Annotated in this window: 12 protein-coding genes; all 12 read right to left on the bottom strand. The window is 68.1% G+C overall.

Translation table 11 applies throughout. From position 1 onward, the window contains the following. Positions 1 to 290 precede the first annotated feature (290 nt). The 12 genes from ftsA to ftsL all read right to left on the bottom strand — a co-directional run bounded on the left by ftsA (position 291) and on the right by ftsL (position 15,138). Positions 291 to 1,520 (bottom strand): cell division protein FtsA, encoded by a 1,230-nt coding sequence (gene ftsA / locus AAFF27_04810; GenBank protein XAH24515.1) that lies wholly within the window; start codon positions 1,518 to 1,520, stop codon positions 291 to 293. A gap of 26 nt (positions 1,521 to 1,546) precedes the next feature. Then, positions 1,547 to 2,377 carry a cell division protein FtsQ/DivIB gene (locus tag AAFF27_04805; GenBank protein ID XAH24514.1) on the bottom strand — a complete coding sequence of 277 codons (831 nt, stop codon included), beginning with the start codon at positions 2,375 to 2,377 and terminating at the stop codon, positions 1,547 to 1,549. Between the two features lie 2 nt (positions 2,378 to 2,379). Beyond that, entirely contained in the window at positions 2,380 to 3,372 is a 993-nt protein-coding gene (locus tag AAFF27_04800) for a D-alanine--D-alanine ligase (GenBank protein ID XAH24513.1), read from the bottom strand. A 26-nt stretch (positions 3,373 to 3,398) separates the two neighbouring features. Continuing rightward, a complete protein-coding gene (gene murC, locus AAFF27_04795) occupies positions 3,399 to 4,802 on the bottom strand; it encodes a UDP-N-acetylmuramate--L-alanine ligase (GenBank protein ID XAH24512.1) in 1,404 nt (467 codons plus the stop codon). A gap of 85 nt (positions 4,803 to 4,887) precedes the next feature. Next, entirely contained in the window at positions 4,888 to 5,952 is a 1,065-nt protein-coding gene (murG, locus tag AAFF27_04790; GenBank protein XAH24511.1) for an undecaprenyldiphospho-muramoylpentapeptide beta-N-acetylglucosaminyltransferase, read from the bottom strand. After that, a complete protein-coding gene (gene ftsW, locus AAFF27_04785; GenBank protein ID XAH24510.1) occupies positions 5,949 to 7,229 on the bottom strand; it encodes a putative lipid II flippase FtsW in 1,281 nt (426 codons plus the stop codon). The genes murG and ftsW overlap by 4 nt, the downstream gene beginning before the upstream one ends. Then, positions 7,226 to 8,902: a UDP-N-acetylmuramoyl-L-alanine--D-glutamate ligase gene (murD, locus tag AAFF27_04780; GenBank protein ID XAH24509.1), complete on the bottom strand. Its 1,677-nt coding sequence runs from the start codon at positions 8,900 to 8,902 to the stop codon at positions 7,226 to 7,228. The genes ftsW and murD overlap by 4 nt, the downstream gene beginning before the upstream one ends. Positions 8,903 to 8,907: 5 nt before the next feature. Next, positions 8,908 to 10,086 carry a phospho-N-acetylmuramoyl-pentapeptide-transferase gene (gene mraY, locus AAFF27_04775; GenBank protein ID XAH24508.1) on the bottom strand — a complete coding sequence of 393 codons (1,179 nt, stop codon included), beginning with the start codon at positions 10,084 to 10,086 and terminating at the stop codon, positions 8,908 to 8,910. A gap of 39 nt (positions 10,087 to 10,125) precedes the next feature. After that, positions 10,126 to 11,568 carry a UDP-N-acetylmuramoyl-tripeptide--D-alanyl-D-alanine ligase gene (murF, locus tag AAFF27_04770; protein XAH24507.1) on the bottom strand — a complete coding sequence of 481 codons (1,443 nt, stop codon included), beginning with the start codon at positions 11,566 to 11,568 and terminating at the stop codon, positions 10,126 to 10,128. After that, the gene (locus tag AAFF27_04765; protein ID XAH24506.1) at positions 11,565 to 13,067 is read right to left on the bottom strand and encodes a UDP-N-acetylmuramoyl-L-alanyl-D-glutamate--2,6-diaminopimelate ligase; all 1,503 of its coding nucleotides are present in this window, start codon (positions 13,065 to 13,067) and stop codon (positions 11,565 to 11,567) included. The genes murF and AAFF27_04765 overlap by 4 nt, the downstream gene beginning before the upstream one ends. Continuing rightward, on the bottom strand, positions 13,067 to 14,812 hold the full coding sequence (locus AAFF27_04760; protein XAH24505.1) for a penicillin-binding protein 2: 1,746 nt from the start codon (positions 14,810 to 14,812) through the stop codon (positions 13,067 to 13,069). The genes AAFF27_04765 and AAFF27_04760 overlap by 1 nt, the downstream gene beginning before the upstream one ends. After that, a complete protein-coding gene (ftsL, locus tag AAFF27_04755) occupies positions 14,809 to 15,138 on the bottom strand; it encodes a cell division protein FtsL (GenBank protein XAH24504.1) in 330 nt (109 codons plus the stop codon). Before ftsL ends, AAFF27_04760 begins: the two co-directional genes overlap by 4 nt. Positions 15,139 to 15,157 lie beyond the last annotated feature (19 nt).

Genomic DNA, 15,157 nt, shown 5'->3' with positions numbered 1-15,157 from the left:
CTCCTAAATCTGTACGGACTGAATGCCTGGACCGGAATCTCTGCAGGGACTACGACGGTGGCCAAGGGGGACCGGTGCGCCGCCATCGCCATCGTCGCAGTCCAGGCGGACTGCCACGCGCCAACCAAGGTTTGCGGGGATAGCTCATGCGACGAATCCTATGAATGCACCTTCGGCAGCACACGCACGGCCCAACCCAAAGACGCCGCGGAACCGGCTCAGCCGGGCCGCAGGCGTCGCCCCCTGGAAGGGGGTTGGCGAAGACACGAAGTGCGTAGCCTGGGGGTACATCAAAAGTTCCCGATGATGAAATCCTTGAAGCGGCCAAATGCCGTCTTCACGGAACCATGTTTCTGCGCCACCTTGAAGCCGCGCAGGCGCGCCAGGCGGGCTTCCTCCATCAGACCCATAACGGTGGCCGCGCGCGGCTGGCTGACCATGTCAGCCAGCGCGCTTGAATATTTAGGGATGCCGCGGCGCACCGGCTTCAGGAAGATGTCCTCGCCCAGCTCGACCATGCCCGGCATGACGGCGCTGCCGCCGGTCAGCACGATGCCGGAGGACAGCATTTCCTCGTAGCCGGATTCACGGATCACCTGCTGCACCAGCGAGAAGATCTCTTCGATGCGCGGCTCGATCACGCCGGCCAGCGCCTGCTTGCTGAGCATGCGCGGGCCCCGGTCGCCCAGGCCGGGCACTTCCACCTGTGCGTCTGGATCAGCCAGCAATTGCTTGGCGTAGCCTGCCTCGACCTTGATGTCTTCCGCGTCCTTGGTGGGCGTGCGCAACGCCATGGCGATGTCGCTGGTGATCAGGTCGCCGGCGATCGGGATCACCGCCGTGTGGCGGATGGCGCCGTTGGTGAACACCGCCACGTCGGTGGTGCCGGCGCCGATGTCCACCACGGCCACGCCCAGCTCGCGCTCGTCGTCGGTCAGCACCGCCTGGCTGGAGGCCAGCGGGTTGAGCATGAGCTGCTCCACATCCAGGCCGCAGCGGCGCACGCACTTGATGATGTTCTCGGCCGCGCTCTGCGCGCCGGTGACGATGTGCACCTTGGCCTCCAGGCGGATGCCGCTCATGCCGATCGGCTCGCGCACGTCCTGGCCGTCGATGATGAACTCTTGCGGCTCCACCAGCAGCAGGCGCTGGTCGGTGGAGATGTTGATCGCCTTGGCGGTCTCGACCACGCGCGCCACGTCGGCCGGCGTGACTTCCTTGTCCTTGACCGCCACCATGCCGCTGGAATTGAGGCCGCGAATGTGGCTGCCGGTGATGCCGGTATAGACGCGGGTGATCTTGCAGTCGGCCATCAGCTCAGCCTCGCGCAGTGCCTGCTGGATGCTTTGCACCGTGGCGTCGATGTTGACCACCACGCCGCGCTTCAAGCCATTGGAGGGCGCAATGCCCAGCCCCGCGAGCTTGAGTTCCCCCCCGGGCATGACCTCGGCCACGACGACCATCACCTTGGCCGTGCCAATGTCCAGTCCCACCACCAGATCTTTGTATTCTTTGGACATGTCAGTACCTGTGTGCGTTCATTTGCTTATCTCGTGGGCCGCGGTGCCGGCCGGGCGGGTGGCTTGGCGGCAATCCGGGCGGCGGCTTCGGCCGTGACCGTGGTCACGCCGCGCAGGCGCAGCGCATAGCCGTCGGTGTGGCGCAGGTCCGCAGACTCCAGCGCGTCGGCGCGCCGGCCGTACTTGGCCGCCACTTCCGGCAGGGTGCGCACAAAACGCTTGGTGCGGGTCAGGATGTCCGGTGGCGTACCGCCGCCCAGCTCCACCGTGGCACCGTCTTCCAGCGTAGCGCGCCAGCTGCCGCGACCGGACAGCTCCAGCTCGACCAGGCGCACGCCCAATGGCTCGAAGACCGGCGCCAGCCATTGCTCCATGGCCCAGACATCGCGCGCCTGGCCGTCCGGGCCCAACAGGCGCGGCAGTTCGTCGTCGTCGATGTCGTCCACATTGGCCTCGAACACCTCGCCGTGGTCGTTGAGCAGGGTCGAGCCGCTTTCCGGGCCCCAGAAGGCGACGGCCTTGTGCTCTTCCAGCGTGACGTGCAGGCGGTTGGGGAACTCGCGCTGCACCGTGGCGCGGCGCACCCACGGCACCGACTCGAAGGCGGCACGCGTGGCGCCCAGGTCCATCGTGAAGAAGTTGCCCTGCAGCCGATGCGCGACATTGGCGCGCAGCGTGATGGCGTTGTTGTGCGCCAGGTCGCCCTCGACCTCGATGCGCCCCAGCGCGAAGGCCGGGTGCCGCAGGCCCCACCAACCGGCTGCCATCAGCACCAGCGCGACGCCGCCCAGGAACAGGACCGCGGCGGTCACGTTCATGAGCCTGACGTCAAAGGGCTGTGGCAGGGTGTCGGCCATGTTTATGCCTTGGTCGCGCGTTGCGCCTCGGAGTAGTCGAGCGACGCCGACGCCAGGATGCGCAGGCACAGGTCCTCGTAGCCAATGCCCGCCGCGCGCGCTGCCATGGGCACGAGCGAATGGCTGGTCATGCCGGGCGAGGTATTCATCTCCAGCAAAAAGGGCTTGCGGTCGCTGGCGCGGATCATCAGGTCAGCCCGGCCCCAGCCGCGGCAGCCGAGCGTGCGGTAGGCGGCCAGCACCAAGTGCTGGATGGCGGCCTCTTCGGCTTCGGGCAGGCCGCTGGGGCACTGGTACTGCACGTCGTCGGTGAAATACTTGTTTTGGTAGTCGTAGGCGCCTTCGGGCGCGCGGATGCGGATCACCGGCAGCACCTGCGCGTGCTGGCCACTGCCGAGCACCGGGCAGGTGACTTCTTCGCCGTCAATAAATTCCTCGCACAGCACGTCGGGGTCGTACCGGGCCGACAGCGTGACGGCGTCCTGCATCTCGGAGTAGCCGCGCACCTTGGTCACGCCGATGGAAGAGCCCTCGCGCGGCGGCTTGACGATCAGCGGCAGGCCCAGCACGTCGGGCACGGCGCGCACCTGTTCGCGCTGCTGCTGGTCGGGCGCCAGGCGCACATAGCGCGGCGTGGCCAGGCCGTCTGCCGTCCACACGCGCTTGGTCATGACCTTGTCCATGGCGATGGCAGACGCCATCACGCCGGGGCCGGTGTAAGGAATGCCGAGCAATTCAAGCGCGCCCTGCACCGTGCCGTCTTCGCCGAAGCGGCCATGCAGGGTGATGAAGCAGCGCGCAAAGCCGTCGGTCTTGAGCGCCGAGATATCGCGCTCGGCCGGGTCGAAGGCATGTGCATCAACGCCGCGCGCGCGCAGCGCCGCGAGCACGCCCGTGCCCGACATGAGCGACACCTCGCGCTCCGCCGACGCCCCGCCCATGAGCACGGCAACCTTGCCGAACTCTGCGGGATTCTTTATGTCAAAACTGCTCAAAGTCCTTGTCCTTCCTGGGCATTACGCTATTTAACTTGTAGCAATTCAGCCAGCTTGCCGGGCACCGCACCGATCGAGCCCGCGCCCATGCACATCACCACGTCGCCATCGCGCGCGTTGTCGCGGATGGCCTCTGGCATGTCGGCCACGTCGTCCACGAACACCGGCTCGACCTTGCCGGCCACACGCAACGCGCGGGCCAGCGAACGGCCATCGGCGGCGACGATGGGCGCTTCGCCGGCGGCATAGACCTCGGTCAGCAGCACCGAGTCGGCGGCGCCAATCACCTTCACGAAGTCTTCGAAGCAGTCGCGCGTGCGGCTGTAGCGGTGCGGCTGGAAGGCCAGCACCAGGCGCCGGTCGGGGAAGGCCCCGCGCGCGGCCGCCAGCGTGGCGGCCAGCTCCACCGGGTGGTGGCCGTAGTCGTCGATCAGGGTGAAGCTGCCGCCGCCCTTGGCGGGTACTTCGCCATAGCGCTGGAAGCGCCGGCCCACGCCGGTGAAGTTGGCCAGCGCGGTGACCACCGCCGCATCGGGAATATTCAGCTCCACCGCGATGGCGATGGCCGACAGCGCGTTGAGCACGTTGTGCTCGCCAGCCAGGTTCAACACCACGTCCAGGTCGGGCAGCACCACGCCGTTGCGGCGCTGTACGGTGAAGCGCATCTGGCCGCCTTCGGCGCGCACGTTCAGTGCGCGCACTTCGGCATCCTCGGAGAAGCCATAGCTGGTCACCGGGCAGGTCACCTGCGGCACGATCTCGCGCACTGCGGGGCTGTCCACGCACAGCACGGCCGTGCCGTAGAAGGGCATGCGGTGCAGGAAGTCGACAAAGGCGCCCTTCAACCGGCTGAAGTCGTGGCCGTAGGTCTCCATGTGGTCGGCGTCGATGTTGGTGACCACCGCCATGACCGGCATCAGGTTGAGGAAGGAGGCGTCGGACTCGTCGGCCTCGACCACGATGTAGTCGCCACTGCCCAGCCGCGCATTGACGCCGGCGCTGTTGAGCCGCCCGCCGATGACGAAGGTCGGGTCCAGCCCGGCCTCGGCCAGCACGCTGGTGACCAGGCTGGTGGTGGTCGTCTTGCCGTGCGTGCCGGCGATGGCGATGCCCTGCTTCAGGCGCATCAGCTCGGCCAGCATCATGGCGCGCGGCACCACGGGAATGCGCTTCTCGCGCGCGGCGATGACCTCGGGGTTGTCCTGCTGCACGGCGGTGGAGGTGACCACCGCGTCGGCGCCCGCGATATGCGTCGCGTCATGGCCGATGCAGGTGCGGATGCCCAGGCCCTTCAGGCGCTGCAGCGTGGCGCTGTCGCTCAGGTCAGAGCCGGAGATGGCGTAGCCCAGGTTGAACAGCACCTCGGCGATGCCGCTCATGCCGGCGCCGCCCAGGCCGACGAAATGGATGTGGCGAATGGCGTGCTTCATGCTTGCGCGCCTCGCTCCAAAATAGATAGCATAAAGTCCAGGTGGTACAAGGGCTTCAGCCCTTTTTCATCAAAATATTTGTTGCTCATGGCTGCAGCTCCACGCAAGCGGCGACCACGGCGTCCACGGCCTCGGTCTTGCGCTGCGCATAGGCCTTTTCGGCCCGCGCCTGCAGCGCTTCGCGCGTGAGGCCGCGCAGCAGCTCGGCCAGCCGCGTTGCCGTCAGTTCGGGTTGCGGCAGCAGCCAGCCGCCGCCGCTGTCGACCAGAAAGCGCGCGTTGCTGGTCTGGTGGTCGTCCACCGCAGAAGGAAAAGGCACGAACACCGCCGCGGCGCCTACGGCTGCGATCTCGGTCACGGTGCTGGCGCCGGCGCGGCAGACGATCACGTCGGCCTCGGCGAAGGCGCGCGCGGTGTCGGTGATGAAGGGCGTGAGTTCGGCCTCGACACCGGCCTGCGCGTAATGCGCGCGCAGTGCGTCGATCTGCTTCTCGCCGCTCTGGTGCGTGACCAGCGGGCGTTCGTTGGCCGGGATCAGCGCCAGCGCCTGCGGCACGGCCGCATTGAGCGCCGTGGCGCCCAGGCTGCCACCGACCACCAGCAGGCGCAGCGGGCCGCTGCGGCCGGCAAAGCGCACCGCCGGCAATGGCTGGGCCAGAAATTCGGCGCGCAACGGGTTGCCCACCCAAAGTGCGCTGCTCAGCACGTTCGGGAAGGCGGTGTAGACCCGGTCCGCCACCTTGGCCAGCACCTTGTTGACTAGGCCGGCAACCGAGTTCTGCTCATGCAAGACCAGCGGCCGCCCCAGCAGCACGGCCATCAGGCCGGCCGGGAAGCTGATGTAGCCGCCAAAGCCCAGCACCACCTGCGGCCGCACGCGGCGCAGCACCTGCAGGCTCTGCCAGAAGGCGCGCAGCAAGCGCAGCGGCAGCAGCGCCAGCGTGAGCGGGCCCTTGCCGCGTACGCCGGAGAAAGCCACCGGCTCAAATGCAAAACCGCGCGGCGGCACCAGGCGGCTTTCCATGCTGCCGGGCGCGCCTATCCAGTGCACCTGCCAGCCGGCAGCGCGCAGCGCCTCGGCCACGGCAATGCCGGGGAAGATGTGGCCGCCGGTGCCGCCGGCCATGACGAGGGCGGTCTTGGCGGTCATACGCGACCTCCCCTCATCAGCACACGGTTCTCATAGTCGATCCGCAGTACCAGCGCAATCGCCACCAGGTTCATCAAAATCGCCGAGCCGCCATAGCTCATGAAGGGCAGGGTCAGCCCCTTGGTGGGCAATGCGCCCAGGTTCACGCCCATGTTGATGAAAGCCTGAAAGCCCACCCACATGCCGATGCCCTGCGCCACCAGCCCGGCGAACACGCGGTCCAGCGCAATCGCCTGGCGGCCGATGTGCATGATGCGGCGGGTCAGCCAGAAGAACAGCACGATCACGCAGAGCACGCCCAGCAGGCCGAACTCTTCACCGATCACGGCCAGCAGGAAGTCGGTGTGCGCCTCGGGCAACCAGTGCAGCTTCTCGACGCTGCCGCCCAGGCCAACGCCAAAGATCTCGCCGCGGCCGATGGCGATCAGCGAGTGCGACAGCTGGTAGCCCTTGCCCAGCGCGTGCTGCTCGCTCCACGGGTCGAGGTAGGCAAAGATGCGCTCGCGCCGCCACGGGCTGGCCATGACCATGGTGGCGAAAGCGACCACGATCACCGCAGCGATCAGGAAGAACATGCGCGCATTGACGCCGCCCAGGAACAGGATGCCCATGGCGATCACCGCGATCACCATGAAGGCGCCCATGTCGGGCTCGGCCAGCAGCAGTGCGCCGACGATGCCAATGGCCAGCGCCATGGGCAGCACGGCGCGGAAGAAGCGCTCTTTCACCTCCATGCGGCGCACCATGTAGTCGGCCGCATAGACCACCACGGCAAGCTTGGCCAGCTCCGAAGGCTGAAAGCGCATGAAGCCCATGGGCAGCCAGCGCCGCGCGCCATTGACGCTGATGCCGATGTGCGGGATCAGCACCGCGATCAGCAGCAGCAGCGAGGCAATGAACAGCCAGGGCGCGCTGCGCTCCCAGGTGCGCAGCGGCACCTGAAAAGCCAGCACACCGGCGACGAAACCGATCAGCAGCGACAACAGGTGGCGCCACATGAAGGACGTCTGAGAGAAGCCGGCGCGGGCGAAGCGCGGGTTGTCCGGAATGGCGATGGAGGCCGAATAGACCATGACCAGGCCCCAGGCCAGCAACGCCACCGTGACCCACAGCAGGGTCTGGTCAAAGCCCATCAGATGGGCCGGCGCCGACTGGGTACGGGCGAACTCACGCGAGCCGATACGCACCGGCAGCGCTTCGCTGGCGACGCGCGTCATGCCGCCAAACCAGTTGGCAAGGCGGGCGCCCAGGCCTGGACTGGCGGTATCGGCGCTCATTCATTGACCCCTGATAGCGAAGCATCGGCCAAGGCCTCGACGGCATCGCAGAACACCCGGGCGCGGTGCTCGTAGTCGTTGAACATGTCAAAGCTGGCGCAGGCCGGCGACATCAGCACGGCATCGCCCGCATGGGCACGCTGCTGCGCCAGTTGCACCGCTTCTTGCAGCGTGGCGGCGTCTTCCAGCGCCACGCCGGTATCGGCCAGCGCAGCGCGGATCAGCGGCGCATCGCGGCCGATCAGCACCACCACCCGCACGTGCCGCGCCACCGGCGTGGCCAGCGGCGAGAAATCCTGCCCCTTGCCGTCGCCGCCCAGGATCACCACCAGCCGGCGCTCGGCCCCCAGGCCTTCCAGCGCGGCCACGGTGGCGCCGACATTGGTGCCCTTGCTGTCGTCGAAGTACTCGACCTCGTCGACGATGGCCACGGGCTCGACCCGGTGCGGCTCGCCGCGGTATTCGCGCAGGCCGTAGAGCATGGGCGCCAGCGGGCAGCCCGCGGCCTGCGCCAGCGCCAGTGCGGCCAGCGCGTTGACGGCGTTGTGGCGGCCGCGAATGCGCAGCGCATCGGCCGGCATCAAACGCTGCAGGTGCAGGTCTTCTTCTGCGGCGGCGCGGCGGCTCTTGCGGGTTTCGTCGGACTCCAGGGCGCGGGTCAGCCAGGCCATGCCGTTGACCAGATCAATGCCGTAGTCGCCCGGCCGCTGCGGCGCATCACCACCAAAGGTGAAATAGGGCCGCACGAAAGGCTTCTGCAGCTTGACCTTCACCGGTGCCGGCAGCATCTGCATCACCAGCGGGTCTTCGCGGTTGAGCAGCAACAGCGCGCGCGTGCCAAAGATGCGCGCCTTGGCTGCGCCATAGGCCTCCATGCTGCCGTGCCAGTCGAGGTGGTCTTGCGTCAGGTTGAGCACAGCCGCAGCCGTGGGCTCGAAGCCCTGCACGCCGTCGAGCTGGAAGCTCGACAGCTCCAGCACCCAGACTTCGGGCAGCGTGCCTGCATCCAGGTGTGCGGCCAGGGTGTCGAGCAGCGTCGGGCCGATATTGCCGGCCACGGCCACGGTCTTGCCGGCGCGCTCCACCAGTTGGCCAGTGAGCGAGGTAACCGTGGTCTTGCCATTGGTGCCGGTGATGGCCAGCACCGCAGGGCGGTAGCCGGTGAGTACCGGTGGCGGCTCGTGCAGTGTCAGGTCGCTGAAGTCGTCGGCGGCAGATTCGATGGCCGGCTCGGCGGCTTCGTCGGGTTCGGGCTCGGGTGTGGCTTCGGTTTCTTCAGGCTCTTCAAGCTCGTCTTCAACCACGGCTTCAGCGGCGGCGTCGCCCTCGTCGCGCAGATCGGTCAGCGCGCGCGCAAACAGGTCCAGCTCGCCGCCCACGGGCAGGCCGATGGCCCGGGCCGCGTCCAGCACTTCAGCGGTCGCAGCCGGTGCCAGGCCCGGCGAGCGATAGACCACGCGCACCGGAGCGCCCTCCACCAAGGCTGCGCTGAACGGCCCGGAGACAAAGGCCGCGCCCGGCACTTCGGCCCGCAGCGCCGCCAGTTGCGGCGGCGCTGCGCGCGTGTCGGCCACGGTCACCTGGGCACCGTGGCGCGCGCACCAGCGCGCCATGGCCAGCCCGGACGCACCAAGGCCCAGGATCAGAACGGGAAGGTCTTGCAAATGCCGCACGCCTGCTACCTCAGCTTCAGCGTGGAAAGACCGACCAGGCACAGCAGCATGGTGACGATCCAGAAGCGCACGACAACCTGCGTTTCCTTCCAGCCGCTCTTCTCGAAATGGTGGTGCAGCGGCGCCATGCGCAGCAGGCGCCGGCCCTCGCCATAGCGCTTGCGGGTGTACTTGAAGTACAGCACCTGGGCCATGACCGAGAGCGCCTCGACCACGAAGATGCCGCCCATGATGGCCAGCACGATTTCCTGGCGCACGATGACCGCGATGATGCCCAGCGCGCCGCCCAGCGCCAGCGCGCCTACGTCGCCCATGAAGACCTGGGCCGGATGTGCGTTGAACCACAAAAATGCCAGGCCGGCGCCGGACATGGCCGCGCAGAAGATCATCAGCTCGCCCGAGCCCGGGATGTAGGGAAACAGCAGGTAGCGCGAGAACGCCGTGTTGCCCGAGATATAGGCAAACACGCCCAAGGTCGAGCCCACCAGCACCACCGGCATGATGGCCAGGCCGTCCAGGCCGTCGGTGAGGTTGACCGCGTTGCTGGAGCCCACGATCACCAGATAGGTCATGACCATGAAGCCCAGCACGCCCAGCGGGTAGCTGACTTCCTTGAAGAAAGGCACCAGCAGCCCGGCCTGCGGCGGCAGGTTGACGTGGAAGCCCGAGCTCACCCAGTCGGTGAACAGCAGCCAGGATTCGCGCGTGCTGGTGCCCGAGATGGCAAACACCAGCGCCGCAGCGGCCAGCACGCCCACCGCCGACTGCCAGAGGTACTTGTCGCGCGAGCGCATGCCTTCCGGGTCCTTGTGCACCACCTTGCGCCAGTCATCGGCCCAGCCGATGGCGCCAAAGCCCAGCGTGACCAGCAGCACGATCCAGACAAAGCGGTTGCTCAGGTCGGCCCACAGCAGCGTGGACAACGCAATCGCCAGCAGGATCAGCACGCCGCCCATGGTGGGCGTGCCGCTCTTGACCAGATGCGTCTCCAGGCCATAGCCGCGCACGGGTTGCCCGATCTTGAGCGCGGTCAGGCGCCGGATCACGAACGGCCCAGCCGCCAGGCCGATCAGCAATGCGGTCATGGCGGCCATCACGGCGCGGAAGGTCAGGTACTGGAACACCCGCGCCCAGCCGAACTCGGGCGACAAGGTCTGCAGCCACTGGGCCAGGCTCAGCAGCATGCGGCAACTCCGGCGGCCAGGCCGCGGGACAACAAACCATCAGGGCGATGTGGCATCGCGGTTCTCCTCTGTTTCTTTGGGCATGGCGCGGTGCTCGATCGCCTGCACCACCCGATCCATCTGCATGAAGCGCGAGCCCTTGACCAGGATGCTCGCGCTGGCGCTGGTGACATCGGCAACAGCCGCATCCAGCACGGTGAAATCCTCGAAATGCCGGCCATCGCCGCCGTCACCGGCAAAGCGGGCCACGGCGTGTGCGGACTGCGCACCCAGCGCATACAGGCGCTCGATGCCGCGCTCGTGCGCATAGGCGCCGACCTCGGCATGGAGGGCCGGGCCGTTGTCGCCGATCTCGCCCATGTCGCCCAGCACCAGCAGGCGCGGGCCGGGCAGCGCGGCGAGCACATCGATGGCCGCGCGTACCGAGTCCGGATTGGCGTTGTAGCTGTCATCCACCAGCGTGAGCGCATGGCCGCCCGGCGACAGCTGCACCGCGCGCGAGCGGCCCTTGACCGGCCGAAACGCGCCAAGCCCCGCCGCAATCGCCGTGAGGTCGGTGCCCGCCGCCAGCGCGCAGGCCACGGCAGCCAGCGCATTGCGCACGTTGTGCTGGCCGGCGATGGCCAGGGTGAAGGCCAGTGCACCGGCCGGGGTGGCCGCGCGCACCTGCCAGGCATCGCCCTGCCAGACGGCATCCATCAGCGTCACATCGCCGCCCTGCGCGGCGTCGGTAAAGGTCAGGCAGCTACGCGCGCCGGCCAGCGAGCGCCACAGCGGCGTGAAGACGTCGTCGGCCGGGAACACCGCCGTGCCGTCGTCCGGCAGGGCCGTCAACACCGCGCCGTTTTCGTGGGCCACGGCTTCCACCGTGTGCATGAATTCCTGGTGCTCGCGCTGGGCGTTGTTGACCAGAGCCACCGTCGGCCGGGCCACATGCGCCAGCACGGCAATCTCGCCTGGGTGGTTCATGCCCAGCTCGACCACGCCGGCGCGATGGCGGCCATGCAGGCGCAGCACCGTCAGCGGCACGCCGATGTCGTTGTTCAGGTTGCCCTGGGTGGCGAAGGCGCCATCGCCATGCGCGGCGCGCAGGATGGCGGCGATCATCTGCGTCACCGTGGTCTTGCCGTTGCTGCCGGTCACGGCGATCAGCGGCAACGAGAACTGCATGCGCCAGCCCGCGGCCAGCGCCGCCAGCGCGGCACGGCTGTCTGCCACCTCGATACCCTGCAGGCCGGCGGCTTCGAGCCCGCCGTGGGCGATGGCGGCGGTGGCGCCGGCCTGGCGTGCTTCCAGCAGGAAATCATTGGCATCGAAATGCTCGCCGCGCAGCGCGACAAACAGGTCGCCCGGCTGCAGGCTGCGGGTGTCGGTGTGCACGCGCACCACCGGCAGGCTGCCGCTGCCCACCAGGCGCTGGCCACCGGTCCAGGCATAGGCCTGGGCCAGGGTCATCATCGACGTACGGGGCGTGGCATTCATACGGAGCTTTCCATGGCGGTACGGCGGTCCAGCGCGTCTTCGACCTGGGCCCGGTCGGAGAAGGGCTGGCGTATACCGGCCACCTCCTGGTAGTCCTCATGGCCCTTGCCGGCCACCAGCAGCACGTCGTGCTCGCCGGCAGCGGCAATGGCGCCGCGGATGGCCAGTGCGCGGTCGACTTCGAAGCGCGCAGCGGCGCCCGGCGGCAGCCCGCGGGCGATCTGGTCGAGGATGGCCTGTGGCGGTTCGTTGCGCGGGTTGTCGCTGGTGAGCCAGACCTGGTCTGCCTCGCGCGCTGCAATGGCGCCCATCAACGGGCGCTTGCCCGGATCGCGCCCACCGCCGCAGCCAAACACGCAGACCAAGGCACCGCCGCGCTCGGCAGCCAGCGGGCGCAGGGCCTGCAGCGCCTTTTCCAGTGCGTCGGGCGTGTGCGAATAGTCCACCGCCACCAGCGGCTGGCCACTGCGGGCGATGCGCTCCATGCGGCCGGGCACCGGCAGCAGGTCGGCACAGGCCGCCACGGCCGCAGCCAATGGAATGCCCAGCGCGCGCATGCTGGCGATGACGCCCAGCAGGTTGTAGAGGTTGTAGTGGCCGATGGCCGTGGTGGCCAGCGCATGCCGCTCGCGGCCTTCGACCACGACGCAGCCCAGGCCGCCATCGACATAGCCGATGTCTTCGGCCACCAGGCGCGCGGCGCCGTGCAGCGAGAAGGTCCAGAGGTCCAGTGCGCGACCGGCCAGCGAGCGTGCCAATTCAGCGCCGGCGGCGTCGTCGACATTCACCACGGCCGCCTGCAGGCCCTGCCAGTCGAACAGCTCGGCCTTGGCCTGCCAGTAGGCCGCCATGCTGCCGTGGTAGTCGAGGTGGTCCTGCGTGAAGTTGGTGAAGGCCGCCACGCGGATGCGCGTGCCGTCCAGCCGCCGCTCGGCAATGCCGATGGAAGACGCCTCGATGGCGCAGGCGACCAGCCCGTCGTCCACGAAGCGGCGGAACTGGTGCTGCAGCAGCACCGGGTCTGGCGTAGTCAGGCCGGTGGCCACCACGTTTGGCGGGACTCCAACGCCCAAAGTGCCCACAAACCCACAGGGGACACCGGCTTTATGCTTCACTTTTGATAGCGCCTGCGCCAGCCACCAGGCCGTGGTGCTCTTGCCGTTGGTACCGGTCACGGCCAGCACATCGAGCGTGTCCGAGGGCCGCCCGAACCATTCCGCCGCGATCAGGCCGGTGGCAGCCTTGAGACCGGCAAAGGCGGCGACCTTGGCATCGCCAAAATCAAAAGCATCGACACCGTCCTGCTCGACCAGGCAGGCCGCGGCGCCACGCGCCAGGGCCGAGGCCACATGGCTGCGGCCGTCGGTGGCAGCGCCCGGCCAGGCGATGAAGCCATCGCCCGGGCCGATCTGGCGGCTGTCGGTATGCAGCGTGCCCGGCACGCGTGCGCGCAGCCATTGCACGGCGTCGGCCACGGCGGTGAAGCTTTGCAGCGCCATCAGAACGACTCCTCCACCTCGGTGGAGACGATCTGCGGCTTGACCGCCATGTCGGGCTGCACGCCCATCATGCGCAAGGTCTGCTGCACCACTTCGCTGAACACCGGGCCAGCCACCGTGCCGCCGTAGTAGGAGCCCGCGGTGGGTTCGTCGATCATCACCGCGACGATGATGCGCGGCTTCTCGATGGGCGCCATGCCGGTGAACCAGGCGCGGTACTTGCCCACCGCATAGCCCTTGCCGGCCTGCTTGCGCGCCGTGCCGGACTTGCCACCTACCGAGTAACCCAGCGTCTGCGCCTTCTGGCCGGTGCCGCCCGGCCCGGCGGCCAGCCACAGCATGTGCCGCACTTCGGCAGCGTTGTCGGCCGAGAACACACGGGTGCCAACGGCAGGCTCGGAGTTCTTGAGGATGGTGGCCGGGATGATCTGGCCGTCATGCGCAAAAGCCGTATAGGAGCGCGCCATCTGGAACAGCGAGGCCGACAGGCCGTAGCCATAGGACATGGTGGCCTGCTCGATCGGGCGCCAGCTCTTCCACGGGCGCAGCCGGCCGGTCACGGCACCGGGGAACTGCAGTTGCGGCTTCTGGCCAAAGCCCACGGCGCTGAAGAAGTCCCACATCTCGTGCGCCGACAACTTCTGCGACACCTTGGTAGCGCCGACGTTGCTCGACTTCTGGATCACACCTTCTACCGTCAGCGCACCGTAGTTGTGGGTGTCGGTGATGGTCGAGCCGGTGACGGTATAGCGCCCAGGCGAGGTATCGATGATGGTGCTGGGCTTGACGCGCCCCAGCTCCAGCGCCGCGCCGATGGTGATCGGCTTCATGGTGGAGCCGGGCTCGAAGGTGTCGGTAAGCGCGCGATTGCGCAGTTGCTCGCCAGTCAGGTTCTGCCGCTTGTCGGGCACGTAGCTGGGGTAGTTGGCCAGCGCCAGTATTTCGCCGGTGACGGTATCGAGGACCACCACGCTGCCGGCCTTGGCCTTGTTCACCGCCACCGCGTCGCGCAGCTTCTGGTAGGCAAAGAACTGCACCTTGCTGTCGATGGAGAGCTGGATGTCCTTGCCATCCAGCGGCGGCACGGTTTCGCCTACGGCCTCGACGGCGCGGCCGAGCCGGTCCTTGAGAACGCGGCGCGAACCGGCCTTGCCCGCGAGCTGCTGGTTAAAGGCCAGCTCTATGCCTTCCTGGCCGTGGTCTTCCACGTTGGTGAAGCCCACCACGTGCGCCGCCGCCTCGCCCTCGGGGTACTGGCGCTTGTATTCCTTGCGCTGGTAGATGCCCTTGATGTCGAGCGCGGCGATCTGCTTGGCAATGGGCTCGTCCACCTGGCGCTGGATCCAGACAAAGGTCTTGTCCTCGTCGGCCAGTTTCTTGTCGAGCGCGGCGGGCGTCATGCCCAGCAGCTTGGCCAACTGGCGCAGCTTGCCCTGCACCGCCGGGTCCTGCCGCTCCACGTCCTCGGGGATGGCCCAGATGCTGGGTGCAATCACGCTGGAGGCCAGCAGCAGTCCGTTGCGGTCCAGGATGCGGCCACGGTTGGCCGGCAGCTCCAGCGTGCGGGCAAAGCGCACCTCACCCTGGCGCTGGAAGAAGTCGTTGTCGATCACCTGCACGAACGCAGCCCGTGCGGCCAGGCCGACAAAGCCCAGCGCGATCGCGGCCACGATGAACTTGCTGCGCCATACCGGCGTCTTGCTCGCCAGCAGCGGGCTGGAGGTGTAGAGCACGCTGCGGCTCATCGAGCCCCCCCGCGCGGCGCGGCCGGCGTGACGATGGCTGCAGCCGCCGGCGTCTGTGGCTGGTTCGGATAGCCGATGTACTGGGTGATCGCCGGTGTGGCGGTCTGCATCTTGAGCTGGTTGCGCGCCAGTTGCTCGACGCGCAAGGGCGTGGCCTGCGCGCGCTTCTCCACCTGCAGGCGGTCGCGTTCGACTTCCAGCCGGTGCGCCTCGTTGCGCGCACGCTCCAGCTCGGTGAACAGGCGGCGCGACTCGTACTGCACGTGTACCAGGTACAACGCGCTGGCCAGCACGCCCATCAGCAGCATGACCGACAGCCGGGTCATGGACGCACCCCTCCCTCGC

The organism is Xylophilus sp. GW821-FHT01B05 (genome assembly GCA_038961845.1).
Taxonomy (GTDB): domain Bacteria; phylum Pseudomonadota; class Gammaproteobacteria; order Burkholderiales; family Burkholderiaceae_C; genus Xylophilus.
Note: the sequence above shows the minus strand (reverse complement) of the source record. Positions and strands in the feature narration are given on the sequence as shown.